This window comes from Microbacterium azadirachtae (assembly GCF_025583665.1).
GTDB classification, from domain to species: Bacteria; Actinomycetota; Actinomycetes; order Actinomycetales; family Microbacteriaceae; genus Microbacterium; species Microbacterium azadirachtae.
On record NZ_CP099706.1, the window covers coordinates 1,845,378 to 1,870,231 of the forward strand.

The following is a 24,854-nucleotide window of genomic DNA, read 5'->3' on the forward strand; positions in this document are numbered from 1 at the left end:
GTGCTCACGGTATCAGCGCGCGACGGGGACGAGCGGGCGCATCATGACGTACTCCTGCCCGTTCTCGAGCTCGGTGATCTCGCCCGTCCGGGTGAACCCGCAGCGCTCGTACGCCGCCTGGGCGCGGTGGTTGTCGACGTGCACCTCCAGGATCAGCTCGGTGAAGCCGCCCTCGGTCGCCCAGGCCGCGCACTCGTCGAACAGCGCCTCGACCGCGCCGGCACCCCGGTGCCCCTCGGCCACGTACACGCCGACGACGAGCGCGGATGCGGCCGCATCCCGGTCCCCGATCACGGTCGCGGAGCCGAACCACTCGCCGTCCTCCGCGACCGCGACGAACTGCCCGTTCGGGCCGCCCTGTGCCGCCTGGGCCGCGCGATGCCGCCAGAACGCGTCCGGCTGCGCCGAGGCGCTCTCGAACGTGTCGAGGAAGGCCAGCGCCGCCACCGGATCCCGCAGGGAGCGCAGGCGCAGATCGCGCACCCGCCCCCACTCACCGGCCTGCACGCGGCGCACCGTGAAGGTCATTCGGCGACCTCCTGATAGGCGGCGAACAGCAGCGACTCGTCGGGCGCCTGCAGGACCGTGGGCTTGGCGATGCCGTCGAGCACGATGAAGCGCAGCATGCCGCCGCGGCTCTTCTTGTCGCGCTGCATCGTGGACAGGAGCGTCGGCCAGGCGCCGCCTCGGTACGACGTCGGCAGACCCAGCGACTCCAGCACCGCGCGGTGCCGATTGGCGTCGTCGTCGGACAGGCGGCCCGCCAGGCGCGAGAGCTCGGCCGCGAACAGCATGCCCACCGAGATCGCCGCGCCGTGCCGCCAGCGGTACCGCTCCGCGTGCTCGATGGCGTGCCCCAGGGTGTGCCCGTAGTTGAGGATCTCGCGCTGTCCGGCCTCGCGGAAGTCGTCGGACACCACGGTCGCCTTCATGCCGATCGCGAGCTCGACCGAGCGACGGAACTCCGGAGTGAGCGGATCCACGGCGCGGGCCGGATCGGCTTCGACGATGTCGAGGATCTCCGGCGCCCAGATGAAGCCGGCCTTGACCACCTCGGCGAAGCCCGCGGTCGCCTCATTGGGGCTCAGGCTGGAGAGCTCGTCGAGATCTCCGATCACGGCCTGCGGGGCCCAGAACGCGCCGACGAGGTTCTTGCCCTCGTTGGTGTTGATGCCGGTCTTGCCGCCGACGGCCGCGTCGACGAGGCCGAGCACCGTGGTGGGCACCTGCACCACCTGGACGCCGCGCAGCCACGTCGCCGCGACGAAGCCGGCGAGATCCGTGACGGCCCCGCCGCCGTAGCCCACGACCGCATCCGTGCGGGTGAAGTCGGCCTGGCCCATGATCTGCCAGAGGAACTGGGCGACCTCGATGCGCTTGCCCTGCTCGGCGTCCGGGATCTCGGCCAGCAGCACCTCGCGCGGACCGTGGGCGGTGTCCCCGAGGAGGCGGTCGCGCAGCTCGGCCGCGCGGTCGGCCAGCGTCGGCGGGTGCACGACGAGGACCTTACGCACCGAGGGGGCGAGCGCCGCCGACACCCGATCGAGGATGCCGCGACCGATCGTGATGTCGTACGGGGTGCTTCCCGTGACCGCGATCGTCGTGACAGCGTCCTCCGCCGTCGCCGCCTCGTTCTGCTCGGCGCTCATGCTCGTCCTCTCATCCATTCCACCACCTGGTCCGCGACCCGTGACATCGGCACCCGCGAGGTGTCGAAGCGCGCGTCCGCGACCTCTTCGTACAGCGCCCGCCGCTCGGCGAAGATGCGCTTCCAGCGCTGCAGCGGATCCTCCTCGCCGTGCAGCAGCGGGCGGTCCGTGCCGGCGATCCGCTCCGTGACGGCCTCCGCCGAGACGGTCAGCATCACGACGGGGACCGTGCGCAGCAGCTGCCGCGTCGCCTCGTCCAGCACGGCTCCCCCGCCGAGCGAGATCACGCCGCCGCCGGCGACCGCCTCGGCGACCGACTGCCGCTCCCACTCACGGAACCGCGCCTCGCCGTGCTCGGCGAAGATCGCCGGGATCGGCCCGTGCTCCCGCGCGATCGCCTTGTCGGTGTCGACGAAGCGCAGTCCCGTGGAGCGGGCGACCCGGCGACCAATGCTGGTCTTGCCCGCGCCCATCGGGCCCACGAGCACCAGGGTCTCGGGCGCCGCGGATTCAGCCGAGCTCATCGCGCAGGATCAGCGCCGCCTCGGAGGCAGGCGTGGTGCGCAGCTCCTCCGGGATCGCGGCGACGTACGCCTCGAGGTTGCGCCGGGTCTCGGCGACGTTGTCGCCGCCGAACTTCTCCAGCACCGAGTTCGCCAGCTCGATCGCGACCATGGCCTCGGCCACGACACCCGCCGCGGGCACGGCGCACACGTCGGAGCGCTGGTGGTGGGCGGTGGCCTGCTCCCCCGACGACACGTCGACGGTGCGCAGGGCGTGCGGGACCGTCGCGATCGGCTTCATGCCGGCGCGTACGCGCAGCACGGTGCCGGTCGACATACCGCCCTCGGTGCCTCCTGCGCGGTCGGAGCCGCGCGCGATGCCGTCGCCGGTCGCGAAGAGCTCATCGTGCGCCGCGGATCCCCGTCGGCGGGTCGTCTCGAAGCCGTCGCCGACCTCGACGCCCTTGATCGCCTGGATGCCCATGAGCGCGTACGCGAGGCGTGCGTCGAGCCGGCGGTCCCAGTGCACGTGCGAGCCGAGCCCCGGCGGCAGGCCGTAGGCGAGAACCTCGACGATGCCGCCGAGCGTGTCGCCGTCCTTGCGGGCGGCGTCGACTTCGGCGACCATGCGCGCGGAGGTGGCCGGGTCGAAGCAGCGCAGCGGATCCGCGTCCAGCGCGTCCACGTCGTCCGGGGTCGGCAGCGCCGTCCCCTCCGGGACCTGGATCGGGCCGATCGAGAGCGTGTGGCTGACCAGCCGGATGCCCAGCTCGCCGAGGAAGGCGCGCGCCACGGCGCCGAGGGCCACCCTGGCCGCCGTCTCGCGGGCACTCGCGCGCTCGAGGATCGGGCGCGCCTCGTCGAACCCGTACTTCTGCATTCCGACGAGGTCGGCGTGGCCCGGGCGCGGGCGGGTCAGCGCGGCGCTGCGACCGCGCGACTTCTCGGTCAGCTCGACCGGGTCCGCGCTCATCACCTCGACCCACTTCGGCCACTCGGTGTTGCCGATCCTCATCGCGATGGGGCTGCCCAGGGAGAATCCGTGACGGACGCCCCCGGAGATCGTGAGCTCGTCCTGCTCGAACTTCATCCGGGATCCACGTCCATAGCCGAGCTTGCGGCGCTGCAGATCGGACTGGATCGCCTCGCGGGACAGGGGCACGCCTGCGGGCAGGCCCTCCATGACGGCAATGAGTTCGGGGCCGTGCGATTCGCCGGCCGTGAGCACGCGGAGCATTCCCCTAGTCTCCCATGCGTTCGGCGCCCGCCCGCCCGGATGACTCCCGCAGCGCGTCAGCCCAGCGCCGCCCGCATGGCATCGAGCACGGCGGGTTCGTCCCGCAGCGGCACATCGGGCGTCCCGTGCAGGAAGATCCGGATCTGGGCGACCGCCTGGTGCAGCAGCATCTCGAGCCCGGTCAGCACCGGGGCGTCCGTCCAGGCCTGCGCGAGCGGCGTCGGCCACGGCGCGTACGCCGCGGAGAACAGCGCGCCGCCCGCCGGCACGAGCGCGGCGACGGTCGTCTCGTCCAGGAGCGCATCACCGGGCAGCGTCGACACGGTCAGATCCACCGCGGCGGCGACCCCCTCGTCCAGGGCGTGCGCCTGCACGCGCAGTCCGAGCCGCTCGCCGAAGCCGGCGAGCTCCTGCGCCTGTGCGATCCGGCGTGTGCGGAGCTCGACGTCGGTGACGCCCAGGCGCAGCAGCGAGACCAGGGCCGAGCGCGCGGTCGCACCGCCGCCGAGGACCCTGGCCGTGCGGCTCGCGCCGAGCCCCCCGGCCTGGAGCGCCTCGGTCAGCCCGCGGACGTCCGTGTTGAAGCCGCGGATCCGCTCGCCGAGCAGCAGCGTGTTCACCGCTCCGGTGAGTCGTGCGTCGTCGTCGAGCTCCTCCGAGCGGGCGAAGGCGCGCTCCTTGAGCGGCATCGTCAGGGACAGTCCGCGCCACGCGGAATCGAGGCCGTCGAGCGCGTCGTCGAAGTCCGCGACGTCGACACGGCGCCGGCCGTACTCCCAGTCGAGCCCGAGCACCCGGTACGCGGCGCCGTGCAGATCGGGCGACCGGCTGTGGTCGATCGGGTCGCCCCACACCGCCAGCCGCGAGGATCCGCTCACGTCAGCAGCCCGAATCCGGGTTCGCCTTGCACCAGTCCTGCCACTGCTTGACGGCGGCCTCGTGCTCCGCGTACGTGGTGGAGAACACGGTCTCGCCCGTGTCCAGGTTCACGGTCACGAAGTACAGCCAGGGCCCGTCCGCCGGGTGCATCGCCGCGTCGATCGCCTTGTCGCCGGGGTTCGAGATCGGCGTCTTCGGGAGGCCGTCGATGACGTACGTGTTCCACGGGTTGTCGTCGTTCTGGGCGGCGTCCGACGTACTCGCGGAGCCGCTGTGCAGCTCGCCGTAGCCGTACTGCGCGGTCGAGTCCATCTGGAGCTTCATGCCCTGTGCCACGCGGTTCTGGATCACCCGCGAGACCTTGTAGAAGTCGGCCTCGGCGCGCGCCTCACGCTGGATGATCGAGGCGATCGTGAGGACGCGCTGCTCATCGGCCGCCGGCACGGACGCCGCCGCGAGCGAGTCCCTGGTGCGCTTGACCATGGTCGAGACGATGTCCTTCGCCGTGGCGCCGGGACCGAACTCGTAGAGCGCCGGGAACAGCCAGCCCTCGAGCGACGGGGCGTTCACGCCGTAGTCGGCGGGGGTCTGCACCGCGGCCTGGAGGTCTGCCAGCGGCACGTCCACGCTCTTCGAGATCCGTTCGATGGTCTCGGCCACCGTGTACCCCTCGGGGATCACGGCCGAGTTCTGCATCTTGTTCTTCGGGTCGTTCAGCGCCTTGAGCGCATCCGCCGCCGTCATCTTCTGCTTCAGCTTGTAGACGCCCGGGTAGAACGTGTTGACGATGTTCTCCTTCACCATCATGGTGTAGAACACGTCGGAGGTCTTGGTGACGCCGGCACGGTAGAGCGCCTCGGACACCTGCTGCCCGCCGTCGCCCTTGTTGATCGTGACGAGCGCGTTGCCCGTCGCCTGGCCCGCCTCGTAGTCCTTGGACGGCCCCCAGCCCAGGGTGTCGCTGATCTTGTCGCCGTAGGTGTTCCACACCCACAGGCCGCCCGCAGCGACGCCGCCCACGAGCACGAACACGATGAGGAGCGCGATCAGGCAGCCTCGACGGCGCTTCCGCTTCGGCACCGCGGCCGGCTCCGCCTCATGATGGAACAGCGCCTCGAGGGTCGCATGGACGCCGTGATGCCCGTCCCCCTCGACGGACGCCGTGGATTCCTCGGCCTGCACCGGCGCGGCGGTGCCCGCCGCGGCTGCCGCGCGCGCGGCGCGACGCGATCCGGGGGCGGCGGGCTGTTCCACCGGGCGGGGAGTCTGCACCTGAGGATCCGGCAAGGCGCCGAACAGGTCGTGCAGCTCCGGCTCCCGCTCGGGCGTGGCGGCCGATTCCGATCGGTCGGACATGTCAGCGGTTCTCCTCGTCCAGACTCAGGGTCACGCCGGCGGGCCTGCCCGTCCCCTTCTCCGTGTCGATGGCGTGCTGCAGCAGCACGACGGCGGCCGCCTGATCCACGACGCCGCGGGAGGTGCGCTGCGTGCGCCCGGAGGCGCGCAGCGCCTGGTGGGCGGTGACGGTGCTCAGCCGCTCGTCGATCAGGCGCACCGGGCACCCGCTCGCGCGTCCGAGCGCGACCGCGAAGTCGCGGGCGTCCGTGGTCGAGGCGGTGTCCTCGCCGCGGAGGTTGATCGGCAGGCCCACCACGAGCTCGATCGGCTCGTACTCGGCGACCAGCTGCGTGATCCGCGCCGCAGAGGAGTCGTCGCGGGAGACGGTCTCCACGGGCACCGCGAGCAGGCCGTCGGGATCGCAGCGGGCGACCCCGATCCGGGCCCGTCCGACGTCGATCCCGAGCCGCACACCACGTCGGAAACCGGTCACGCGCGTCGCAGCTCCTGCTCGATCGCGGCGAAGGCCGATGGCAGTGCGGCCGCATCGGATCCGCCGCCCTGCGCGACGTCGTCACGGCCCCCTCCTCCGCCGCCGAGCACACCGGCGGCGATCTTGGCGAGGGCGCCGGCCTTGACGCCTGTGGCGCGAGCGGCGTCGTTGACGGCGACGACGACCATGGGCCGTCCGTTCGCGACGCCGGAGATCGCCACGACCGCGGCCGTGGACCCGAAGGTGTCGCGCACGCCGGTCGCGATCTCGCGCACGTCGTCCGCTCCGGACACAGTGCCGAGGTCGTGCGCGACGAACTGGACCGAGCCCAGCGAGGTCGCGGTCTGCGCGATCGCCGGCACACGGCCCGCGCGCTCCGCGGCCTCGAACTGCGCGATGCGCTTCTCGGCCGCCTTGAGCTGCGCGGCCATGTCCGCGACGCGCTCGGTCAGCTGCTCGCGCGGCGTCTTCAGCGCCGAGGTGAGCTGCGAGACGAGCGCGCGCTCGGCGGCGAACTCGCGGAACGCGTCCTGACCGACCAGGGCCTCGACGCGACGGTTCGACGCGCCCACCGAGGATTCGCCGACGAGGTTGATGAGGCCGATCTCGGCACTCGACGAGACGTGCGTGCCGGCGCACAGCTCGCGCGACCAGGGACCGCCGATGTCGACCATGCGCACCGTGGAGCCGTACTTCTCGCCGAACAGCGCCATCGCCCCGGCGGCCTTCGCGTCGTCCAGCGACATGATGCGCGTCGTGACCTCGAGCCCCTCCTGCACGGCGCGGTTGGCGATCTCCTCGATCTCCGTCTTGGTCTCGGCGGAGAGCGCCTGTCCCCACGAGAAGTCGAACCGGAGATAGCCCGCACGGTTCAGCGATCCGGCCTGCGTGGCGGTCTTGCCCAGGGTGTCGCGCAGCGCGGCGTGCACAAGGTGGGTGGCGGAGTGCGCCTGACGGGCCGCACGCCGATTGGCGGCGTCGACGGTCGTCGTCGCGGGCGCGTCGACCGACACCACACCGCTGGTGACCTCGACCGTGTGACTGATCAGGCCCGGGACCGGGCGCTGCACGTCGAGCACCTCGAGGGAGTAGCCGGGGCCGGTGATGACGCCCTTGTCGGCGACCTGGCCGCCGGACTCGGCGTAGAGCGTGGTCTCGGCCAGCACGATCTCGGCCACCTGGCCCTCGGCGGCGCTCGCGACCGATGCCCCGTCGACGAGGATGCCCAGCACCGTGGTCCCCGTCTCCAGCTCGTCGTAACCGAGGAAGGCGGTCTCGCCCCTCGCGCGCAGGTCGCCGTACACCGACACGTCCGCGATCTGGCGCTTGCGGCTGCGCGCGTCGGCCTTTGCCCGCGCGCGCTGCTCCTGCATCAGGGAGTCGAACGCCGCGCGGTCGACGCTCAGTCCGGCCTCCTCGGCGATCTCGAGGGTGAGGTCGATCGGGAAGCCGTAGGTGTCGTGCAGCAGGAACGCCTCGGAACCGTTCAGCGTCTCGGATCCGGACTTCTTGGTGTCGGCCAGAGCCAGGTCGAGGATCGTGGATCCGGCGTCGAGTGTGCGGCGGAAGGTCTCCTCCTCCGCGTTCGCCGCGGCGGAGAGCTGCGCCCAGTCCTGCTCGAGGATCGGGTACGCCGACTTCATCGCGTCCTTGGAGGCGGCGAAGAGCTCGCCGAACACGGGCTCGTCGACCCCCAGCAGACGCATCGAGCGCACGGTGCGGCGCATGAGGCGGCGCAGGATGTAGCCGCGGCCCTCGTTCGAGGGACGCACGCCGTCCGACAGCAGCATGAGCGAGGAGCGCACATGGTCGGCCACGACGCGGAAGCGCACGTCGTCGGCGTGCTCTGCGCCGTAGGCACGGCCGGAGAGCTCCACCGCACGATCCAGCACAGGACGGACCTGATCCGTCTCGTACATGTTCTCGACGCCCTGCTTCAGGAACGCGACGCGCTCGAGGCCCATGCCGGTGTCGATGTTCTTCATCGGCAGCTCGCCGACGATGTCGAACTCGGTCTTGCCCTGGATGTTGTCGATGAAGTCCTGCATGAACACGAGGTTCCAGATCTCCAGGAACCGGGTGTCGTCGACCGCGGGGCCGCCGTCCTTGCCGTAGGCCGGACCGCGGTCGAAGAAGATCTCACTGTCCGGACCGCCGGGACCGGGCTGGCCGGTGTTCCAGTAGTTGTCCGCGCGCCCCAGGCGCTGGATGCGGTCGGGCTTCAGGCCGATGACATCGCGCCAGATGGCCTCCGCCTCGTCGTCGGTCTCGAAGACGGTGACCCAGAGGTCCTTCTCGTCGAAGCCGAGCCCGCCGTCGCTCTCGGAGCCGGTCAGCAGCTCCCAGGCGTAGCGGATCGCGCCCTCCTTGAAGTAGTCGCCGAACGACCAGTTGCCGAGCATCTGGAAGAAGGTGCCGTGCCGGGCGGTACGACCGACCTCCTCGATGTCGTTGGTGCGGATGCACTTCTGCAGGTCGGCGATGCGGGGGTGCGGCGCCGGGACCAGTCCGGTGAGGTACGGGATCATCGGCACCATGCCGGCCACGGTGAACAGCAGGGAGGGGTCGTCGCTCACGAGGGACGACGAGGGGACGATCAGGTGATCGTTCTTCTCGAAGTAGCTCAGGTAGCGCTGCGCGATCTCCGCGGTCTTCATGCTCGTCGGGGGGTCCTTGCTGTCAGGGCGCGCCGGAGCGCGAATTCGGGAGAGGGAGGGTCCCGCGTCAGTCCGCGGTGCTGTCCTGGGTGAGACGGGCCTCCTGCGCGCGGAACGCGTCGGCGAAGATCCCCGTGATCTCGTTGATCCGGTCGTCGACGGCGGCCAGCACATCGTGGCCGCGCGGGTCCTTGTTCAGGAAGTGCGCGGCGACGAAGCCGCCGATCACACCGATGAGGAACCACAGCAGGCTCTTCATGTCACCACCTCCGGGTCGGGCCGCTCGTCACAACGGTCTCCATCGTATGCGCAAACGCCGAGGAGGCGCCGGGGATGCCCCCGACGCCTCCTCGGCGTGTTCGCAGAGTTCGCTGAACTCAGCGGGACTCGATCAGCGCGCGGCGTAGTACTCGACGACCAGCTGCACGTCACAGGTCACGGGGACCTCGGCGCGCTTCGGGCGACGGACCAGACGGGCCTCCAGCTTGTCGAGCTCGACCTCGAGGTAGCCCGGAACGGGGGGCAGGACCTCGGCGTGACCGCCGGCAGCCGCCACCTGGAAGGGCTCGAGGCCCTCGCTCTTGGCCTTGACGTGGATGAGCTGACCCGGCTTCACGCGGAACGACGGGCGGTCGACGAGCTGGCCGTCGACGAGGATGTGACGGTGCACGACGAGCTGGCGGGCCTGCGCGGTGGTACGCGCGAAGCCGGCACGGAGCACGAGCGCGTCCAGACGCATCTCGAGCTGCTCGACGAGGTTCTCACCGGTCAGACCGTCCTTGCGACGGGCCTCGTTGAACTGGATGACCAGCTGCTTCTCGCGGATGCCGTACTGCTCGCGGAGACGCTGCTTCTCGCGCAGACGGACGGCGTAGTCGCTGTCGGCCTTGCGCTTGGTGCGGCCGTGCTCGCCCGGAGCGTAGGGACGCTTCTCGAGGTAGCGGGCGGCCTTCGGGGTGAGCGCGACGCCGAGGGCGCGCGACAGACGCACCTTGCGGCGGTCCTGGGACTTCGTGACCACGAAGTGTTCCTTTCGATACGCGGCCGTGTCCGTCACGGCTCGCGGACGTATCGTCTCGATTCCGCCCCTCACGAACGCACGCCGGGGCGGACGAGAGGGTGGTGCAGGAGTGGAGAGATGCCCGAAAACTCTGTTTCGAGCCGATCCATGCTATCAGATCAGGCCTGAGCGCCCGGTCCGGGACGCGGGGCGCCGGCGCGCACCTCCGCCGGGCCGCCCGCCGCGCCGGGCTGAGGCTCGGACGAGGATCCGGGACCGCCCGCCGTCAGCCACGCGATCGCCGCGGCGAGCAGGGCGATCGCGACCCCGGTGCCCCATGAGAGGTACCCCTGGGTCAGCACCCACCCGACGCTCACGACGAGCACGGCGGCGCAGGTCACGGCTCCCGCCAGCGACATCGATCGTCTGCGCTCCGGCGGCCAGACGCGTTCGAGGCGAGGGACGACGAGGCAGAGCAGCGCGATCACGACGACGATCGCGAGCACCCACGGGACGCGGGTGATCCACCAGGTGGGCGTGAGCACGGGAGGGAAAGGCAGGCCGAGCGCCAGCTGCACGCCGACGACGACGGCCATCGCCACGGTGTGCCAGAGATAGACGACCATGCCGAACGTGCCCAGCGCGCCGATCGTCACCAGCACGGGCCGCATCCGCATCGCCGCGCGGATCGTCGGCTGCAGCAGCGTGAAGAGATACACCTGCGCCAGGCCGAGCAGGAGCAGCAGCACGGTCGGCGGATTGAGGTTCGCGATCATGTCGGGGTCGTAGCCCATCCCGAAGACTGCGACGGCCATCAGGCCGTATGCGACGAGCGCGAGGAGCAGGAGCAGCCACCGAGGACGCCGCGAGTACCACTGATCCCGCACGCCGAAGCCGAGCTGCTGCACGAACAGCCAGACGAAGAGCCAGTTCAGCGCACCGATCGGCACGTGCAGGTACCGGTCGGCGAGATCGACGGCGACGGCTCCTCCGGCCAGCGCGAAGTAGGTGGCCCATGCCGCACGGCGGTGCAGCGCGGCCATGAGCGGCACGAAGGAGGTGCAGATCGCGTACACCGCGATGAACCACAGCGGCTCGGCGAGACGGAAGGCGAAGGAGCGGAGGAACCCGGGATCCGCCCCGCACAGCGCGAGCACGCCGAGGGTCAGGAGCACGGCCAGCATCGCCAGCAGCACGGGACGCGCGAGCCTCAGCATGCGCCCGCGGATGTACTCCGCCGCCGACCCGCCGGCGCCGTGCACGCGACGCCAGGTGGTGATCCCGGCGAACCCTCCCGCGATGAAGAACGTGGGCATGATCATCCCGACCCAGGTGATCGCCGTCAGCGGCTTCCACTCCGCGAGGGCGTTGAAGGCCCGGAGCGGATCGCCGGCGATGCCCATCTGGAGAGCATGCAGCAGCACGACGACCGGCAGGCAGATGGCCCGGACGAAGTCGATGGACAGGTCGCGATCCGGCGGAATCCGCGGAACGGCACGGGCCATGTCGTCTACCCCTCCCCCAGGATGCGCCTGATCCTCTCCAGACGAGCCTGCACCTCTCGCTCTGCGCCGAGCGCCTTGGGCTGATAGTAGCGACGTCCGCGCAGCTCGTCGGGGAGATACTGCTGCGGCACGATCCCCGCGTCGTTGTCATGCGGGTAGCGGTAGCCCTTGCCATGGCCGAGCCGCTTGGCGCCGGGGTAATGGGCATCGCGCAGGTGCACGGGCACACGGCCGAAACCCCCGGCGCGGATGTCGGCGATCGCCGCATCGATCGCGAGGTAGGCCGCGTTCGACTTCGCCGTCGTCGCGAGGTAGACGGTGGCCTCCGCGAGCGGGATCCGCCCCTCGGGCATGCCGATGAACGCGACCGCATCGGCCGCGGCGGTCGCGATCACGAGCGCCTGCGGGTCGGCGAGACCGATGTCCTCCGAGGCGGAGATCACCAGGCGCCGAGCGATGAACCGCGGATCCTCCCCCGCCTCGATCATGCGCGCCAGGTAGTGCACGGCCGCGTCGACATCCGATCCGCGGATCGACTTGATGAACGCGCTGATCACGTCGTAGTGCTCGTCGCCCTGACGGTCGTAGCGCAGCAGGGCGCGGTCCACGGCCTGTGCCACGTCGTCGTCGGTGACCGTCGCCGTCTCGTCCTCGGTGAGGCGATCGGGCGCGGTGGCGACGGCCGCCGCCGCCTCCAGCCCGGTGAGTGCGCGGCGGGCGTCGCCGGACGCCAGGCGGATGAGAGCCGCGCGGGCGCTCTCGTCGAGATCGACCGCGCCGTTCAGACCCCGCGGATCCGCGACCGCACGGTCGATCAGGAGCCCGATGTCGTCGTCCGTGAGCGGCTGCAGCGTGAGCAGGAGCGATCGGGAGAGCAGCGGAGAGATCACCGAGAACGACGGGTTCTCCGTCGTCGCGGCGATGAGGATCACCCAGCCGTTCTCCACGCCCGGCAGCAGCGCGTCCTGCTGCGCCTTCGTGAAGCGGTGGATCTCGTCGAGGAAGAGGATCGTGGACTGACCGTACAGGTCTCGCTGGTTCAGGGCCTCCTGCATGACCTCGCGGACGTCTTTCACGCCGGCGGTGATGGCGGAGAGCTCGACGAAGCGACGCCCGGACGAGCGGGCGATGGCCTGGGCCAGGGTGGTCTTGCCGGTTCCCGGCGGCCCCCACAGGATCATCGACACGCTCGACGCCGTCTTCGCGGACGCGTCCGCCAGCGTTACGATCGGCGAGCCCGGTCGCAGCAGATGCTGCTGCCCCGCGACCTCGTCGAGCGAGATCGGGCGCATCCGCACCGCGAGCGGCGTCTGGCCGCTCATCAGCGGGGCTCCACGAGTCATGACCACAAGGCTATCCGCGCCGTCGGACACTTCGACTCGCTCCGCTCGCTCAGCACGCGGCACTTCGACTCGCTCCGCTCGCTCAGCACGGCGCACTTCGTCCGCTCCGCTCCGGCTGTGCTCGACGGCGCACCGCGCGCGGTAGGCTCTCTCCTCGACATCCCGGGAGGATCCATGGCCGCTCGCCGTCCGACGAACGCCCGTGCGCAGCAGGCGCGCGTCCAGCAGGAGCGTGCCCGCCTGCACGCGGCGCGCCAGGGCCTGCACGCCGCAGCCGTCCGCCGCCGGGTGCGCGACAACACGATCGCCGTCGTCGTGGGCGCGCTCATCGTCGTGGGGGCGATCGTGAGCCAGGTCGTCCACGCCGAGGCGACCGCCCCCGTACCCACGCCGTCACCCTCGGTCAGCCCTGCCGTGACGCCCGCCACGTCTCCGGCGCCGTCCCCCACGGACACGCCCGCCGGCTGAGCCGCTCCCCTCTCGCGGCAGCACGCGGCGTACTAGGCTGAGGCTGTCCTTTCCGCCTCCCGCGGCCCGCCGCGCAAGGAGTTCACCGTGTCCATCGAAGAGCACACCCCCGAAGACCCCGCGACCGAGCAGCCGTCCGAGCAGAACGCGGCGCCGGCGACAGACGACGCGCCCGAGACGCACGCCGCAACCACTGCGGCCGAGGCGCCCGCCGCCGAATCCGAGGCTCCCGCCGAGAATGCCGAGGTTCCCGCCGAGGAGCCCGCTGAGCGCACGGCCGCCGCCGCGCCCGCTGTGCCGGCGCCGCGTCCTCCTGCGACGCCGCGCCCGCCGGCCATGCCGCGTCCGCCGGCATCGGCGATCCGGCCGGCCGCACCGGCCGCACCAGCCGCCCCTGTCGTGGTGGACACCGCCGCCGCCGCGGAGTGGGGTCGCGTGACCGACGACGGCACCGTCTCCGTCCGCGAGGGCGAGACCTGGCGCGAGGTCGGGCAGTACCCCGACGGCACTCCGGCGGAGGCGCTCGCCTACTTCGCCCGCAAGTACGAGGACCTCGCGTTCAAGGTCAACACGCTCGAGCAGCGGGTGCAGGCCGGAGGCTCCGGCGCCGGCGATCTCGCCAAGCAGGCCCAGCACCTCGTCACCGAGGTGACCGACGCCGCAGCCGTCGGCGACCTCGCCGGTCTCCGCGCGCGCCTCGACGCGCTCGCCGGATCCCTCGCCGAGGCCTCGGCCGCGGAGGCGCAGGAGGCGAAGGCCGCCGTCGACGCCGCGATCGCCGAGCGCACCGCGCTCGTCGAGCGTTCGGAGGCCATCGCCGCGCAGGACCTCTCCTCCGTGCAGTGGAAGACGGTCACCGAGGAGATGGGCGCGCTGTTCGACGCGTGGCAGAGCCACCAGCAGAACGGCCCCCGGCTGCCGAAGGGCGTGGCGAACCAGCTCTGGAAGCGCTTCCGCGACGCGCGTGCCACGGTCGATCGCCAGCGCCGCGCGTTCTACGCCGAGCTCGACGAGACGCACAAGGCCGCGCGAGACCGCAAGTCCCGCCTGGTCGAGCGCGCCGAAGCCCTCGCACCGAAGGGCGTGGACGGCATCCCCGCCTACCGCGGACTCCTCGACGAGTGGAAGGCTGCAGGGCGCGCCGGACGCAAGGCCGATGACGCGCTGTGGGCGCGGTTCAAGGCGGCCGGAGACGCCCTCTACTCGGCCCGCGCGGAGCAGGCTGCCGCGACCGAGGCCGAGTCAGCGCCGCGCATCGAGGCGCGCACCGCGCTGCTCGAGGAGGCGAAGGCCGTCGCCGACGAGCCCAACCTCGCCAAGGCCCGCGCGCTGCTGACCCGGATCCAGCGGCAGTGGGACGAGGTCGGACGCATCTTCCCCCGCGAGAAGGAGCGCGCGCTGGATGACCGGCTGCGCGTCATCGAGCAGGAGCTGAAGGCCCGCGAGGACGTGGACTGGAAGCGCAACAACCCCGAGACCAAGGCCCGCGCCGGCGCGATGAGCGAGCAGCTCCAGCAGGCGATCGCCAAGCTCGAGGCCGAGCGCGACGCCGCGGAGAAGTCGGGCAACGCGAAGGCCCTGAAGGAGGCGACGGAGGCTCTCGAGGCCCGTCGCGCCTGGCTCGACGCCCTCGGCGGCTGAGCCGGCTGCGACGCCCCGCACGCGGGAGTTGTCCACAGGGCGGGGATCTTCGGATCCCCGCCCTGTGTCGTGTGCCGCACACTGGAGCGATGCGCGGTTTCTTCCTGCATGTGCCCGGCGATCGGCTCTCGGTGTCGGAGCTCTCGGCCGCGCGCCTCGACGGCGACGTCGTGGATCTCGGCGAGTCGTATGCTCCGGCAGACCTGGTGGAGACCGCCGCCCTCCGCGCCTCCTCCCTCCTGCCCCTGACCGCCGGGATCAGAGGAGCGGCCTTCGCCGGGATGAGCGCCGCCTGGATCCACGGCGCCGGGGATGCCCCGCCCGAGGTGCACGAAGTGCAGAGCGCGACCGGTCGGCGCCTTCGGGTGCCCGCTACTCGGCGTCTGATCGTCCACGATCCTGTGCCGGATCCCGTCGACCTCCAGGTCGTGGGCGGTGTGACGGTGACGACGCCGGAGCGCACCGTCATCGACCTGCTGCGCTGGCCGGTCACCCACCCGAGGAGGCACGAGTGGGCGCGTCTGCTCGTGCAGGTCGATCCCCAGCTCGCGCACCGCGCCGCGATCCGCTTGTCCGCGCTGCACCACGGCCCCGGCCATCACCGTGCCGTGCGCTTCCTCGCGGCGCGCGGAGCCGGTGCCGCCTGACGCCGCGGCGACGGCCCGAGGCGCCAGGCTCCGCTCTCAGGACGAGGTGACCCGGTACACGTCGTAGACGGCGTCGATCCGTCGCACGGCGTTCAGCACCCGATCGAGATGCACGGTGTCGCCCATCTCGAAGACGAAGCGGCTCAACGCCAGACGGTCGTTCGTGGTCTGCACCGTCGCGGAGAGGATGTTGACGTGGTGCTCGCTGAGCACCCGCGTCACATCGGACAGCAGCCCTGACCGGTCCAACGCCTCGACCTGGATCTGCACCAGGAACACGCTGCGGGTGGTGGGCGCCCACTCGACGTCGACCATGCGGTCCTTCTCGACCGCGAGAGCCTTCACGTTGACGCAGTCGGAGCGGTGCACGGAGACGCCGCTCCCCCGCGTCACGAAGCCGACGATTTCGTCCCCCGGAACCGGCGTGCAGCACTTCGCGAGCTTGACCAGGATGTCGGCCGCGCCGCGGACCAGCACACCCGAGTCTCCCTCGCGCGGGATCCGGCTGCGCCCGTGGGGCGGCACGTCGATCGCCCCGGTGGAGGTGTCCTCGGCCGTCGAGACGAGCGCGGTGACCTTCTCCAGCACCGACTGGGTGGAGACGTGTCCTTCGCCCACGGCCGCGTACAGCGCGGAGACGTCCTCGTAGCGCAGCTGATGGGCGACCTCGGTGAACGACTCCTGGCTCATCAGGCGCTGCAGCGGCAGGTTCTGCCGGCGCATCGCGCGGGCGATCGCCTCCTTGCCCTGCTCGATCGCCTCTTCGCGGCGCTCCTTGGTGAACCAGCCGCGGATTTTGTTCCGCGCGCGGGTGCTCTTGACGAAGGTCAGCCAGTCCTGGCTGGGACCGGCGTCGGGGTTCTTCGAGGTGAAGACCTCGACCACGTCGCCGCTGTTGAGCGCGGTCTCCAGGGGCACGAGGCGCCCGTTGACCTTCGCGCCCATCGTGCGGTGGCCGATCTCGGTGTGCACCGCGTACGCGAAGTCGACCGGCGTCGCGCCGGACGGCAGCCCGATCACACGGCCCTTGGGCGTGAAGACGTAGACCTCCTTCGCACCGATCTCGAAGCGCAGTGAGTCCAGGAACTCGCTGGGGTCGGCGGTCTCCGCCTGCCAGTCCGAGATGTGCGCCAGCCACGTCATGTCGGCATCGGCGGTGGAGCCCTTGCCCCCGCCGTTCATCCGCTCCTTGTACATCCAGTGCGCCGCGACGCCGAACTCGGCCTGCTGGTGCATCTCGTGCGTGCGGATCTGGATCTCCACCGTGCGCCCGCCGGGGCCGATCACCGTCGTGTGCAGCGACTGGTAGAGGTTGAACTTCGGAGTCGCGATGTAGTCCTTGAACCGGCCGGGCAGCGGCGTCCAGCGCGCGTGGATCGCGCCGAGGACCGCGTAGCAGTCACGCACCGTGCTGACCAGCACCCGGATCCCGATGAGGTCGTAGATGTCGTCGAACTCACGGCCCCGGACCACCATCTTCTGGTAGACGGAGTAGAGCTGCTTGGGGCGACCGGCGACCTTGCCGCGCACGCGCAGGTCGCGCAGGTCGCTCTCGACCGCGTCGACGACCTCGCGGATGTACTTCTCGCGCTGAGGAGTGCGCTGCTTGATGAGGCTGTCGATCTCCGCGTAGATCTTCGGGTGCAGCACGGCGAACGAGAGGTCCTCGAGCTCCGACTTGATCGCCTGGATTCCGAGGCGATGCGCGAGCGGAGCGTAGATCTCCAGCGTCTCGGTCGCCTTCTTGGCCGCCTTCTCCGGCGGGACGAAGCCCCAGGTGCGCGCGTTGTGCAGGCGGTCGGCGAGCTTGATGATCAGCACGCGGATGTCCTTCGACATCGCCACGATCATCTTGCGGACGGTCTCGGCCTGCGCGCTGTCGCCGTACTTGACCTTGTCGAGCTTGGTGACGCCGTCGACGAGCATCGCGACCTCGTCGCCGAACGTCGCGGTCAGCTCGGTGAGCGCGTATCCGGTGTCCTCGACCGTGTCGTGCAGCAGGGCCGCCGCGATGGCGCGGGGACCGAGCCCGAGGTCGGCCAGGATCTGCGCCACCGCGAGCGGGTGCGTGATGTACGGCTCGCCGCTCTGGCGCTTCTGCCCCTGGTGCTTCTCCGCGGCGACGGCATAGGCGCGCTCGATGATCGCGAGATCGCCGCGCGGATGGTTCTGCCGCACCGTGCGGATGAGGTTGTCGAGATCGTTGATCCGCGGCGCGCGCGAGAAGATGCGGGGCACGAGCCGTCGCAGACTCGAACCCTGCGCCGGCGCCCCCGGCGTCGTCCCGACCTCGCTCATCCGACCTCCAGGCAGATCATCCTACAAGTGCCCAGGAGGGCAGGCTCCGTCGCACGTCGGAGACCCGGGGTCCGCCGATCGTCCGCGACATCAGACCTCGACGGCGCTGAGGGTCGCGCGGTCGCGCGCCGCCAGGACCCGCTTGTCGTGCTCGCGGATCGCCGGCTCGTTCTCGCGGAACAGCGAGTACAGCGGCGCGGCCACGAACAGGGTCGAGTAGGCGGCGACGATGATGCCGACGAAGATCGACAGCGAGATGTCCGTCAGCGTCTGCGCGCCGAGCCAGAACGCACCGATGAAAAGGATCGCGCCGACCGGGAGCGCGGCGATCACCGCAGTGTTGATCGATCGGATCAGCGTCTGGTTCACGGCGAGGTTGACCGACTCCCCGAAGGTGCGGGACGACTTGGCCCCCTCCTCCGTGGTGTTCTCGCGGATCTTGTCGAAGACGACCGTGGTGTCGTACAGCGAGTAGGCGAGGATCGTCAGGAAGCCGATCACGGCCGCCGGCGAGATCTCGAAGCCCGCCAGCGCGTACACGCCGATGGTGATGACCAGCACGTCCAGGAGGCCCAGGATCGAGGCCGCCGACATCTTCCAGGTGCGGAAGTAGATCGCCAGGATGAGGAACGTCAGGGCGAGGAAGATCGCGAGGCCCCAGAGCGACTGCCGGGTCACGCCCTCTCCCCAGCTCGGGCCGATGAATGAGGTGTTCACCTTGTCCTCGGCGACGTCGTAGGCCTTCGCCAGCGCCGCGGCGACGTCGTGGGACTGCTGCTCGCTCTTGAGCTGAGCCGTCTGCACGCGGATGTCGCGGTTGTTGACCGTCGTCACCTTGGTGGTGACGTTCGGCAGCACCGAGCGCACCGCCGTCGTCGCGAGGCCCTGGTCGCGGTTCGCGGGCGCCTCGACCGTGAACTGCGAACCGCCGGTGAACTCGATCGAGAACTGCACCGGGCGGAACAGCGGCACGAGCGCCGAGCCCACGACGAGCAGGATCGCGATGATGAACCAGATCCGCCGCTTTCCGACGAACGGGAAGGAGGTCTTGCCGGAGTAGAGGTCGTTGCCGAACTCGTTCATGGAGCGCATCAGTCGTTCTCCCCGTTCCGGCTCGCGCCCTTGGATGCTTCGGCGAGTGCCTCCGCCCGCTTTCGTTCGGCGATGGTCTGGCGGCGCTCCGCCTCACCGCGGGAGCGGCTGGCGCGCGCGGCCTTGCCCTGGGACGAGGTGACCACCTCCCGGTATTCGCTGCGTCCGCGGTAGACGGCGCCGAGAGCCTCCGGATCCATGCCCGACAGCGGGTGTCCGTTCCCGAAGAACCGCGTGCGCGCCAGGATCTGCATGACGGGGTGCGTGAACACCACGAAGATCAGCACGTCGATGATCGTCGTGAGACCGAGCGTGAACGCGAAGCCCTTCACCGTCGCGTCGGCGAGGATGTACAGCACGACCGCAGCCAGGATGTTGATCGACTTCGAGATGTAGATCGTGCGCTTGGCGCGGCTCCAGCCGTCCTCGACGGCGCCGGTGATCGACTTGCCGTCGCGCAGCTCGTCTCGGATGCGTTCGAAGTACACGATGAACGAGTCCGCGGTGAATCCGATCGACACGATCAGGCCCGCGACGCCGGCGAGCGACAGGCGGAAGCCCATGCGCCAGCCGAGGATGCAGATCAGTGCATAGGTGATGACCGCCATGACGGCGATCGACGCGATGATCACGAAACCCAGCGCCCGGTAGCTGAGGAGCGAGTAGATCGCCACCAGCCCGAGGCCGATCAGGCCTGCGAGCAGACCGATCTGCAGCTGCTGGGATCCGAGGGTCGCCGAGATCGTGTCCGAGCTCTGGACCGTGAAGCTCAGCGGCAGGGCGCCGAACTTGAGCTGGTCGGCGAGGCTCTTCGCCGTCTCCTGGGTGAACGAACCGCTGATCGAAGGGCGGCCGTCGAGGATGACGCCGTTCATGGACGGCGCCGAGATGACCGATCCGTCCAGCACGAACGCGAACTGGTTGCGCGGCGTCTGGTTCTGCTGCGTGAACGCGTAGAGACGCTGGCTCACCTTGCCGAATGCATCGGTGCCCTTGCCGTCGAAGGTGAGGTTGACCTCCCACTGGCCGTTCTGCTGGTTGAGACCGGCGGCGGCGTCCTTGATCGAGGTCCCGTCGAGCTCGACCGGGCCGAGCAGGTACTTCGCCTGACCGCTGGTGTCGCAGGCGATGAGCGGCTGGTCGGCGGGCTGCTTCGCGGCGTCGCGCTTGGTCTTGCAGTCGTAGGAGAGGAACTCCGCCTGCAGCTTCGGCGTCACCCACGACATGTCACTGCCGTCGGTGGGCGACGGCGAGGGTGTCGAGGCGAGGCCGGGCGCCGGAGTCGGGTACGGCGTGGACTTGCCGTCGTCGCCCACGAAGGACGTCGCGGGGCTCGTCGCTGCCAGCACCGAGCGCAGCTCCATCTTCGCGCTCGCCTGGATGCGGTTGCGCGTCGCCTCGTCCGCCTTGCCGGCGATCTGCACGACGATGTTCCGGCCGCCCTCGGTGGTGATGTCGGACTCGCCGACGCCCGAGGCGTCCACGCGCTGACGGATGATCTGCGAGGCCTGCGTGAGCTGCTCGGCGTTCGGGTCCTTGCCGTCGGCCGTCTGCGCGCTGAGGATGATCTGCGTGCCGCCCTGCAGGTCGAGGGCGAGCTGAGGCGTCCAGGAGCTCTTGCCGAAGCCGTACACGCCGAGGGCGTTCAGTCCGAACAGCACGCCGATGGCGATGAGCAGGCCGAGCAGGACCCGCCAGGCGTGCTTGACGGGAGAAGACGATGCCACGAAGGTTCTTCGCTTTCTGAGGGGTCGGGAGTGCGTCGAGCGCGGAGCGCTCGTCAGTTCTTGTCGTCGGCGTCGCGCTCCAGGCGCGCGCGGGTCTCCTCGGCCGACTCGATCGTGATGTCCTTGGCGCGCTCGTCCAGTGGCGTCTGCTCGTCCAGCGGGGTGTGCGCGGTCTCATCGACCGGAGCGCTCTGCTCCTCGTCCACGATGCGCAGGATCGCCTGCGAGTGCACCTCGATGACCACGCCCGGGGCGATCTCCACCTTCGCGGGGCGATCCAGGTTGTCGGCGTCGAACTCGACGATCGTTCCGTACAGTCCGCCCTGCAGCAGCACCTTCGCGCCGGGGACGGTCTCCTTGGCCTTCTTCTCCTGCTCCTCCTTCATCCGCTTGTTGCGACGGCGGGTCGAGAGAACCATGAAGACGAGCAGGATGGCCAGGACGAAGAACAGGCCGTACTGCGAGAAGAAGGTCGCGATATTCATGCGAGAAGAGAGCCTTTCGGGCGTTCACGCCACCAGCGGCGTGCGGAAAGAGGGGGACGGTGAAAGTCTCCAGCGATTATAGGTCATCGAACAACGCGGCCCCCTCGGGGTGCGCGATGCCCAGGTGCGCATACGCCTCCGGCATCGCGATCCGGCCGCGCGGCGAACGGCCGAGGAAACCGATCCGCACCAGGTACGGCTCCACGACGCTCTCGATCGTGTCGGCCTCCTCGCCGACGGAGACGGCGAGCGTGCTGAGCCCCACCGGCCCTCCGCGGAACCGCCGCACGACCGCGTCGAGCACGGCCCGGTCCAGGCGGTCCAGCCCGATGCGGTCGACGTCGTAGAGCTCCAGCGCGGCGCGCACGTCCTCGACGGCGGCCGATGCGCCCGCTCCGTGCACGAGCGCGTAGTCGCGCACGCGCCGCAGCAGGCGGTTGGCGATGCGCGGCGTGCCCCGGGAGCGCCGCGCGATCTCCGCGCGCGCGATCGGAGGGATGTCGACGCCGAGCACGATCGCCGAGCGTTCCACGACCCGTTCGAGCTCGCCCGGGTCGTAGTACTCGAGATGCGCGGTGAACCCGAACCTGTCGCGGAGCGGGTTGGGCAGCAGCCCCGAACGCGTCGTGGCGCCGACCAGGGTGAACGGCGCGAGCTCGAGCGGGATGCTCGTCGCCCCCGCGCCCTTGCCGACCATGATGTCGATCCGGAAGTCCTCCATCGCGAGATAGAGCATCTCCTCCGCGGAGCGCGCCATCCGATGGATCTCGTCGATGAACAGCACCTCGCCGGGCGTGAGGCTGCTGAGCAGCGCGGCGAGATCGCCGGCGTGCTGGATCGCGGGGCCGCTCGACATGCGCAGGGGGCGTCCGCTCTCGTGCGCCACGATCATCGCCAGGGTGGTCTTGCCCAGTCCGGGCGGGCCGGAGAGCAGGATGTGGTCGGCGGGCCGATCCTGGATCCTGGCGGCGTCCAGCAGCAGCTTCATCTGCCCGCGGACCTTGTGCTGCCCCACGAACTCGTCCAGGCTCGACGGGCGCAGCGCGCCCTCGATCGCGAGCTCGGCCGCGTCGACGACCTCGCCCGAGTCGCGGAACTCAGCCACGGGCGCCTCCGCCCTGGGCAGGGCCGAGGGCGGCCAGCGTGCGCCGCAGGAGCAGCGCGACGGATCCGCGCTCGGTCGCGCTGGCATCGGCCGTGCTGCGCTCCGCCGCCTCGGCCGCAACCCGCTCGGACCACCCCAGGCCGATCAGTGCGGCGATGAGCTGGGTGCTGATCTCATCGGGGATCGAGGCCGCCGAGGGCGCAGCCACCGGCGCCTGCAGCTTGCCGGTGAGCTGCACGACGATGAGCTTGGCGGTCTTCGGGCCGATCCCGGAGACCCGGCGGAACGGCGCGTCGTCGTCGGCCGCCACGGCCGCGGCGATCTGGTCCACGGACAGGTGCGAGAGCACTCCCAGTGCGGACTTGGGCCCGACGCCCGTCACCGACAGGAGGTGTCCGAAGACCTCGAGCTCCGCCGCATCCGCGAAGCCGTAGAGCGACAGCGCGTCCTCCCGCACGATGAGCGCGGTGTGCAGGCGCAGCTCCTGGCCGACTCGCGCCGTGTGCGCGACGTCACCGGGGACCGCGACGGAGAAGCCGACTCCCCCGACCTCGATGACGACGGAGTCCGTGGTCGTGGACAGCACGGTGCCGCGCAGGGAGGAGATCATGTCAGCAGTCTACGCACGTGCTCGTAGGTATGTTCGAGCGACACGCTCCGCGTCCGCCCATGCCCGCTGCGCGGGCGTCTGCGGGCCGGCGTCCGCGCCCGCCGCGCCGAGTCCCGGGCCTCGCCAGGCATGGCACAGCGCGATCGCGAGCGCGTCGGCGGCGTCCGCGGGCTGAGGCGGCGCGTCCAGACGCAGGATGCGGGCGATCATCGCCTGCACCTGCTTCTTGTCGGCGGAGCCGTATCCGGTGACGGCGGCCTTCACCTCGCTCGGCGTGTGGGTCGCGGCGGGCAGGCCGTGCTCCGCGGCCACGAGCAGCGCGACGCCGCTCGCCTGCGCGGTGCCCATGACGGTGTGGCTGTTCTGCTGGGCGAACACCCGCTCGACGGCGACGGCATCGGGGGCGTGCTCGGCGATGACGGCGCGGATCCCCGCCGCGACCGCCGCGAGCCGCTCGCCGATCGGCGCGTCCACAGGGGTGCGGATCACGCCGACGTGCACGAGGGTGCCGCGGCGCATCGGATCGACGTCGACGACCCCGACGCCGCAGCGGGTGAGGCCGGGATCGATGCCCAGAACGCGTCGCACTCCCGTCATGACTCCAGGCTATGCGCGGATCGGATCCGGGATGCTCAGGCGCGCGGCCAGCCCATCGCGTGCTGGGCCCGATCCATGAAGTCACTCTTGGCGCGGGTGTAGTCGTCGTAATCGGCCGCGCCCGCGTGCTGCTCGGCGAGGGCACGCTTCAGGCGCTCGTACTCCCCCGCGGCCGCCGGGTCCGCGCGCAGCCAGTCGCGGAAGGACAGCACGAAGTCGGCGAAGGAGGAGCCCGCGCGGCGTACGTGGAGGATGATGCCGCGCACGGACGGCTCGGACTCCGTCTCCTGGACGTAGAGGAGCTTCTCGTGGTGCTGCGGATCCGATCCCGGGCGCGGGATGTCGAAGTCCACGCCCGGCGAGTCGGCGCGAGACCCGCGGGCGCGCGAGAACCCCGCGGGGGCGAGCGCCGCGGTCGTCGCCTCCTCGTCCGGGAGCCGCGGCACGAGCACCTGGATGTCGACGTACGGCTTCGCAGCGAGCCCGGGCACCGCGGTCGATCCGATGTGCTCCACGGCCAGGGCGTGGACGCCCGACGCTGCCAGGTCGGACGCGATCCGCTGCATCCACCGCTGAGCGACCGATGGCCACGACGGGTCGTACGAGACGATCTCCGGCGCGGCCATCGGCGGTGGTCCTGCGGGTCTTACTCGTCGTTCTCGAGCTCGGCCTGCACCTCGGCGGTGAGGTCGAAGTTCGCGTAGACGTTCTGCACGTCGTCGCTGTCCTCGAGCGCGTCGATGAGACGGAAGATCTTGCGTGCGGCCTCGGCGTCGATCTCGACCTTGAGGTTCGGCACGAACTCGACGTCGGCCGACTCGTACTCGATCCCGGCCTCCTGCAGCGCGGTGCGCACCGCGACCAGATCCGAGGCGTCGGTGATGACCTCGTAGCCCTGCGCGTGCGGCTCGATCTCCTCGGCCCCGGCCTCGAGCGCCGCCATCATGACGTCGTCCTCGGTGGTGTTCTCGCCGTCGACGACGATGACGCCCTTGCGCGTGAAGTTGTAGGCGACGCTGCCCGGATCCGCGAGCGTCCCGCCGTTGCGGCTGAGCGCGGTGCGGACCTCGGCGGCCGCGCGGTTCTTGTTGTCGGTCAGGCACTCGATCATCAGGGCCACGCCGTTGGCGCCATAGCCCTCGTACATGATCGAGCTGTACTCGACCGACTCGCCCCCGATGCCGGCGCCGCGCTTGATGGCGCGGTCGATGTTGTCCTTCGGGACCGAGGTCTTCTTCGCCTTGAGCACGGCGTCGAACAGCGTCGGGTTGCCCGCCTGGTCAGGTCCGCCGAGCTTCGCGGCGACCTCGATGTTCTTGATGAGCTTGGCCCAGGACTTGGCACGGCGCGCGTCGATGACGGCCTTCTTGTGCTTGGTCGTGGCCCACTTGGAATGCCCGGACATATGTCTCCCGCTCGTATCCGCCCCGGGGTTCATCCCGCCAGGGCATCGTCCATTCTAACGAATCAGCCATCCCCGTCGTTGCCGGGCCCTCTGCCCAGGACACAACGCAGGAGTCTCCCGTCGTCGGAACCGCCAGGGAACGGCATTCCGACCGGAACTCCTGCGTTGTGCGTCG

24 protein-coding genes are annotated in these 24,854 nt (G+C 70.6%); 3 read left to right on the forward strand and 21 right to left on the reverse strand.

Features of this window, described 5'->3' with window-relative positions; all coding sequences use genetic code 11:
- Positions 1–12: 12 nt before the first annotated feature.
- The 12 genes from NFX31_RS08805 to NFX31_RS08860 all read right to left on the reverse strand — a co-directional run bounded on the left by NFX31_RS08805 (position 13) and on the right by NFX31_RS08860 (position 12,604).
- A complete protein-coding gene (locus NFX31_RS08805; protein WP_262957192.1) occupies positions 13–528 on the reverse strand; it encodes a GNAT family N-acetyltransferase in 516 nt (171 codons plus the stop codon).
- A complete protein-coding gene (gene aroB, locus NFX31_RS08810) occupies positions 525–1,649 on the reverse strand; it encodes a 3-dehydroquinate synthase (RefSeq protein ID WP_262957193.1) in 1,125 nt (374 codons plus the stop codon). The genes NFX31_RS08805 and aroB overlap by 4 nt, the downstream gene beginning before the upstream one ends.
- Positions 1,646–2,173, reverse strand: coding sequence for a shikimate kinase (locus NFX31_RS08815; protein ID WP_262955501.1), 528 nt, complete (start codon positions 2,171–2,173; stop codon positions 1,646–1,648). Before NFX31_RS08815 ends, aroB begins: the two co-directional genes overlap by 4 nt.
- Positions 2,160–3,389, reverse strand: a complete 1,230-nt coding sequence (gene aroC / locus NFX31_RS08820) for a chorismate synthase (protein ID WP_262955503.1) — start codon at positions 3,387–3,389, stop codon at positions 2,160–2,162. The genes NFX31_RS08815 and aroC overlap by 14 nt, the downstream gene beginning before the upstream one ends.
- Positions 3,390–3,445: 56 nt before the next feature.
- Positions 3,446–4,267 carry a shikimate dehydrogenase gene (locus tag NFX31_RS08825; protein WP_262955504.1) on the reverse strand — a complete coding sequence of 274 codons (822 nt, stop codon included), beginning with the start codon at positions 4,265–4,267 and terminating at the stop codon, positions 3,446–3,448.
- 1 nt (position 4,268) lies between these two features.
- A complete protein-coding gene (gene mltG, locus NFX31_RS08830) occupies positions 4,269–5,624 on the reverse strand; it encodes an endolytic transglycosylase MltG (RefSeq protein ID WP_045251978.1) in 1,356 nt (451 codons plus the stop codon).
- Position 5,625: 1 nt separating this feature from the next.
- Positions 5,626–6,099 carry a Holliday junction resolvase RuvX gene (gene ruvX, locus NFX31_RS08835; RefSeq protein WP_045251977.1) on the reverse strand — a complete coding sequence of 158 codons (474 nt, stop codon included), beginning with the start codon at positions 6,097–6,099 and terminating at the stop codon, positions 5,626–5,628.
- Entirely contained in the window at positions 6,096–8,756 is a 2,661-nt protein-coding gene (alaS, locus tag NFX31_RS08840; RefSeq protein ID WP_262955506.1) for an alanine--tRNA ligase, read from the reverse strand. Before alaS ends, ruvX begins: the two co-directional genes overlap by 4 nt.
- Positions 8,757–8,823: 67 nt before the next feature.
- Positions 8,824–9,015, reverse strand: coding sequence for a hypothetical protein (locus tag NFX31_RS08845; RefSeq protein WP_045251975.1), 192 nt, complete (start codon positions 9,013–9,015; stop codon positions 8,824–8,826).
- Positions 9,016–9,147: 132 nt separating this feature from the next.
- The gene (rpsD, locus tag NFX31_RS08850; protein ID WP_052674487.1) at positions 9,148–9,777 is read right to left on the reverse strand and encodes a 30S ribosomal protein S4; all 630 of its coding nucleotides are present in this window, start codon (positions 9,775–9,777) and stop codon (positions 9,148–9,150) included.
- Between the two features lie 158 nt (positions 9,778–9,935).
- Entirely contained in the window at positions 9,936–11,261 is a 1,326-nt protein-coding gene (locus NFX31_RS08855) for an acyltransferase family protein (protein ID WP_262955508.1), read from the reverse strand.
- Positions 11,262–11,266: 5 nt separating this feature from the next.
- Entirely contained in the window at positions 11,267–12,604 is a 1,338-nt protein-coding gene (locus tag NFX31_RS08860) for a replication-associated recombination protein A (RefSeq protein WP_262955509.1), read from the reverse strand.
- A gap of 174 nt (positions 12,605–12,778) precedes the next feature.
- Between NFX31_RS08860 and NFX31_RS08865 the strand changes: the two genes are divergently transcribed.
- The 3 genes from NFX31_RS08865 to NFX31_RS08875 all read left to right on the forward strand — a co-directional run bounded on the left by NFX31_RS08865 (position 12,779) and on the right by NFX31_RS08875 (position 15,360).
- Positions 12,779–13,072, forward strand: a complete 294-nt coding sequence (locus NFX31_RS08865) for a hypothetical protein (RefSeq protein ID WP_045251974.1) — start codon at positions 12,779–12,781, stop codon at positions 13,070–13,072.
- 87 nt (positions 13,073–13,159) lie between these two features.
- On the forward strand, positions 13,160–14,713 hold the full coding sequence (locus tag NFX31_RS08870) for a DUF349 domain-containing protein (RefSeq protein WP_420847406.1): 1,554 nt from the start codon (positions 13,160–13,162) through the stop codon (positions 14,711–14,713).
- Between the two features lie 89 nt (positions 14,714–14,802).
- The gene (locus NFX31_RS08875) at positions 14,803–15,360 is read left to right on the forward strand and encodes a type IV toxin-antitoxin system AbiEi family antitoxin (RefSeq protein WP_262955510.1); all 558 of its coding nucleotides are present in this window, start codon (positions 14,803–14,805) and stop codon (positions 15,358–15,360) included.
- A gap of 36 nt (positions 15,361–15,396) precedes the next feature.
- Here the strand turns inward: NFX31_RS08875 and NFX31_RS08880 are convergent, their stop codons facing one another.
- The 9 genes from NFX31_RS08880 to NFX31_RS08920 all read right to left on the reverse strand — a co-directional run bounded on the left by NFX31_RS08880 (position 15,397) and on the right by NFX31_RS08920 (position 24,679).
- Entirely contained in the window at positions 15,397–17,658 is a 2,262-nt protein-coding gene (locus tag NFX31_RS08880; protein WP_262955511.1) for a RelA/SpoT family protein, read from the reverse strand.
- A 90-nt stretch (positions 17,659–17,748) separates the two neighbouring features.
- On the reverse strand, positions 17,749–18,750 hold the full coding sequence (gene secF, locus NFX31_RS08885; RefSeq protein ID WP_262955512.1) for a protein translocase subunit SecF: 1,002 nt from the start codon (positions 18,748–18,750) through the stop codon (positions 17,749–17,751).
- The gene (gene secD, locus NFX31_RS08890) at positions 18,750–20,477 is read right to left on the reverse strand and encodes a protein translocase subunit SecD (RefSeq protein WP_045251971.1); all 1,728 of its coding nucleotides are present in this window, start codon (positions 20,475–20,477) and stop codon (positions 18,750–18,752) included. The genes secF and secD overlap by 1 nt, the downstream gene beginning before the upstream one ends.
- A gap of 53 nt (positions 20,478–20,530) precedes the next feature.
- Entirely contained in the window at positions 20,531–20,962 is a 432-nt protein-coding gene (locus NFX31_RS08895; protein WP_045251970.1) for a preprotein translocase subunit YajC, read from the reverse strand.
- A gap of 76 nt (positions 20,963–21,038) precedes the next feature.
- Positions 21,039–22,067, reverse strand: a complete 1,029-nt coding sequence (gene ruvB / locus NFX31_RS08900; RefSeq protein ID WP_045251969.1) for a Holliday junction branch migration DNA helicase RuvB — start codon at positions 22,065–22,067, stop codon at positions 21,039–21,041.
- On the reverse strand, positions 22,060–22,677 hold the full coding sequence (ruvA, locus tag NFX31_RS08905; protein WP_262955514.1) for a Holliday junction branch migration protein RuvA: 618 nt from the start codon (positions 22,675–22,677) through the stop codon (positions 22,060–22,062). The genes ruvB and ruvA overlap by 8 nt, the downstream gene beginning before the upstream one ends.
- Before the next feature lie 9 nt (positions 22,678–22,686).
- On the reverse strand, positions 22,687–23,274 hold the full coding sequence (ruvC, locus tag NFX31_RS08910; RefSeq protein WP_045251967.1) for a crossover junction endodeoxyribonuclease RuvC: 588 nt from the start codon (positions 23,272–23,274) through the stop codon (positions 22,687–22,689).
- A gap of 35 nt (positions 23,275–23,309) precedes the next feature.
- A complete protein-coding gene (locus NFX31_RS08915) occupies positions 23,310–23,900 on the reverse strand; it encodes a GrpB family protein (RefSeq protein WP_091476501.1) in 591 nt (196 codons plus the stop codon).
- Positions 23,901–23,920: 20 nt separating this feature from the next.
- On the reverse strand, positions 23,921–24,679 hold the full coding sequence (locus NFX31_RS08920; protein WP_045251966.1) for a YebC/PmpR family DNA-binding transcriptional regulator: 759 nt from the start codon (positions 24,677–24,679) through the stop codon (positions 23,921–23,923).
- Positions 24,680–24,854: the final 175 nt, after the last annotated feature.

Excerpts from the sequence above, each read along its gene's own strand:
- NFX31_RS08855 (WP_262955508.1), bottom strand. The coding sequence starts at position 11,261 with ATGGCCCGTGCCGTTCCGCGGATTCCGCCGGATCGCGACCTGTCCATC.
- ruvA (WP_262955514.1), bottom strand. The coding sequence starts at position 22,677 with ATGATCTCCTCCCTGCGCGGCACCGTGCTGTCCACGACCACGGACTCC.
- mltG (WP_045251978.1), bottom strand. The coding sequence starts at position 5,624 with ATGTCCGACCGATCGGAATCGGCCGCCACGCCCGAGCGGGAGCCGGAG.
- NFX31_RS08880 (WP_262955511.1), bottom strand. The coding sequence starts at position 17,658 with ATGAGCGAGGTCGGGACGACGCCGGGGGCGCCGGCGCAGGGTTCGAGT.
- aroB (WP_262957193.1), bottom strand. The coding sequence starts at position 1,649 with ATGAGCGCCGAGCAGAACGAGGCGGCGACGGCGGAGGACGCTGTCACG.
- NFX31_RS08805 (WP_262957192.1), bottom strand. The coding sequence starts at position 528 with ATGACCTTCACGGTGCGCCGCGTGCAGGCCGGTGAGTGGGGGCGGGTG.
- NFX31_RS08860 (WP_262955509.1), bottom strand. The coding sequence starts at position 12,604 with ATGACTCGTGGAGCCCCGCTGATGAGCGGCCAGACGCCGCTCGCGGTG.
- NFX31_RS08915 (WP_091476501.1), bottom strand. The coding sequence starts at position 23,900 with ATGGCCGCGCCGGAGATCGTCTCGTACGACCCGTCGTGGCCATCGGTC.
- NFX31_RS08845 (WP_045251975.1), bottom strand. The coding sequence starts at position 9,015 with ATGAAGAGCCTGCTGTGGTTCCTCATCGGTGTGATCGGCGGCTTCGTC.
- ruvC (WP_045251967.1), bottom strand. The coding sequence starts at position 23,274 with ATGACGGGAGTGCGACGCGTTCTGGGCATCGATCCCGGCCTCACCCGC.
- NFX31_RS08875 (WP_262955510.1), top strand. The coding sequence starts at position 14,803 with ATGCGCGGTTTCTTCCTGCATGTGCCCGGCGATCGGCTCTCGGTGTCG.
- NFX31_RS08895 (WP_045251970.1), bottom strand. The coding sequence starts at position 20,962 with ATGAATATCGCGACCTTCTTCTCGCAGTACGGCCTGTTCTTCGTCCTG.
- NFX31_RS08920 (WP_045251966.1), bottom strand. The coding sequence starts at position 24,679 with ATGTCCGGGCATTCCAAGTGGGCCACGACCAAGCACAAGAAGGCCGTC.
- alaS (WP_262955506.1), bottom strand. The coding sequence starts at position 8,756 with ATGAAGACCGCGGAGATCGCGCAGCGCTACCTGAGCTACTTCGAGAAG.
- secF (WP_262955512.1), bottom strand. The coding sequence starts at position 18,750 with ATGCGCTCCATGAACGAGTTCGGCAACGACCTCTACTCCGGCAAGACC.
- NFX31_RS08865 (WP_045251974.1), top strand. The coding sequence starts at position 12,779 with ATGGCCGCTCGCCGTCCGACGAACGCCCGTGCGCAGCAGGCGCGCGTC.
- NFX31_RS08815 (WP_262955501.1), bottom strand. The coding sequence starts at position 2,173 with ATGAGCTCGGCTGAATCCGCGGCGCCCGAGACCCTGGTGCTCGTGGGC.
- aroC (WP_262955503.1), bottom strand. The coding sequence starts at position 3,389 with ATGCTCCGCGTGCTCACGGCCGGCGAATCGCACGGCCCCGAACTCATT.